Consider the following 1,699-nt stretch of genomic DNA (forward strand, 5'->3'; position numbering starts at 1 on the left):
GATGTAAATATCTGACCAACAACGACGATATCCCCAGCGCCCCCCGCCCCCCGCGGCGCCCCCGCCCCCCCCCCACGGACGCCCCCGCGCCGCCGCCCTCCTGGGCGCTGCCGGTGTTCGGGCGGGACCGGGAGGCCGGCCCCTCATGATCGGGCAGGGGCGTCGGCCGGGACCCGGCGGCGCAAGGGGCGGGCCAGGAGGGCGCCGAGGAAGCCGGCCACGGCACCCCAGAGGAGGGCGAGGCCGACGGTGCGCAGCATCAGCGGCGTGAACTCGACCGTGCCGCCGAGGCCGGTGTCGGCCCCGCCGATGCCCAGCAGCGACAGCCCGAACTGTGCCTGGACCCGTGCCAGCAGGCACACCGTCAGGGTGCCCAGGGCCAGGGCGACGCCCAGATGGAGGGCGTGCCGGCGGGGACGCACGTGGCCGGGGGAGCGCAGGGCGGCCAGCACGCCCGTCCCCAGCAGCAGGACGACCGCCACCGCCACCAGCCACCAGGCCCGGGCGTCCCGCTCGGCGAGGGAGGCCATGTCCACCGTGGTCGGCTCCGACCCGCGCAGGGCGTCGTCCAGCAACCGCGGCATCGGCAGCCCGAAAGGGCCCTCCGCCCGTCCCCGCCAGGCGCCGCCGAAGCCGAGGGTGAGTGCGGGCCACACGAGGTTCGGCAGCCCCAACAGGATGACGGCCAGGGTCCGGTCGCCGTGCCCCTGGGTCAGGGCGACCACCACGCCGACACCGAGGCCGAGGACCACGTACGCGAGGAGCAGCAGGGTCGTGGCGAAGGCGGCCGGGCGCACGGCCGCGTGGAATCGGACCAGCCCGGCCGGGAGCGGCGCGCGCCGCGAGACCAGCAGGGCGATCAGCAACAGGCCCAGGATCCACAGGAGTCCGAAGAAGAGGGTCGCGGGCAGGTCGGCGCGGAAACCCACCGCGGGCGCGGCGTCGAGGAGTTCGCCGATCTCCCCGAGCGCCGGGTCGCCGGTGGACAGGCCGAAGTCCTGGCGGGCGAGCAGGGCGGCGCCGAGCAGCGCGAGCAGCCACAGCACCGCCGTGCGGGCCGCCCGGAGCAGGAGTTCGGCCGGCGCCGCGACGGCCCGGTTGTGCAGGGGGCGCAGAAAGAGGGAGCCGGTGGTGAGCGCGCCCGCGAGGGAGACCGAGAGCGGGAGCACGGACAGGGTCGCGTCCGCCTCGGCCAGGAATCCGGCCCCGCCGGACACCTCCACCGCGCCGCCGGCCGCCATCACCACCACCGCGGCCACCACCCGGGGGAACGCCCCGTCCGGAAGGTCGCCGGCGCCCGCGCAGGCGAGCCCGGCCGCGGCCACCGCGGCCATCACCACGAAGCCCGCGACGACGGCGACGAGGGCGTCCCGCCAGCCCCTCGGAGAGGTACGGATCACCCTGCAACGGTAGGCACCCCCGGCTTGCGGCCACCACCCGAACGACGCACACAATGGTCGGCAGAAGTGCGAAAAGTCCGGAAACCTCCCGCTCGTCGGCGGCACGTTCGCTTGGGAAGAGAGCCTGTGACCACGCAACCCTCCGGCGAACGTCCGCCGCAGCCGAACCAGCCGCCGTCCGGGGCATCGTCGCCGTCGGGGGCATCGCGATCGGGGGCCTCGAAGGGGTCTTCGCGAGGCGCCCCGTCGGGTGCCCCGGGGGGCCCGCCCGGCCCGCCCACCGGCCCGCCTTCCGGGCC

1 protein-coding gene is annotated in these 1,699 nt (G+C 76.4%); it reads right to left on the reverse strand.

The genetic code is table 11. The features are described from left to right. Positions 1–143: 143 nt before the first annotated feature. Entirely contained in the window at positions 144–1,400 is a 1,257-nt protein-coding gene (locus NOD94_RS40990) for a streptophobe family protein (protein ID WP_281211331.1), read from the reverse strand. Positions 1,401–1,699: the final 299 nt, after the last annotated feature.

The organism is Streptomyces sp. Isolate_45 (assembly GCF_024721315.2).
Lineage (GTDB): Bacteria > Actinomycetota > Actinomycetes > Streptomycetales > Streptomycetaceae > Streptomyces.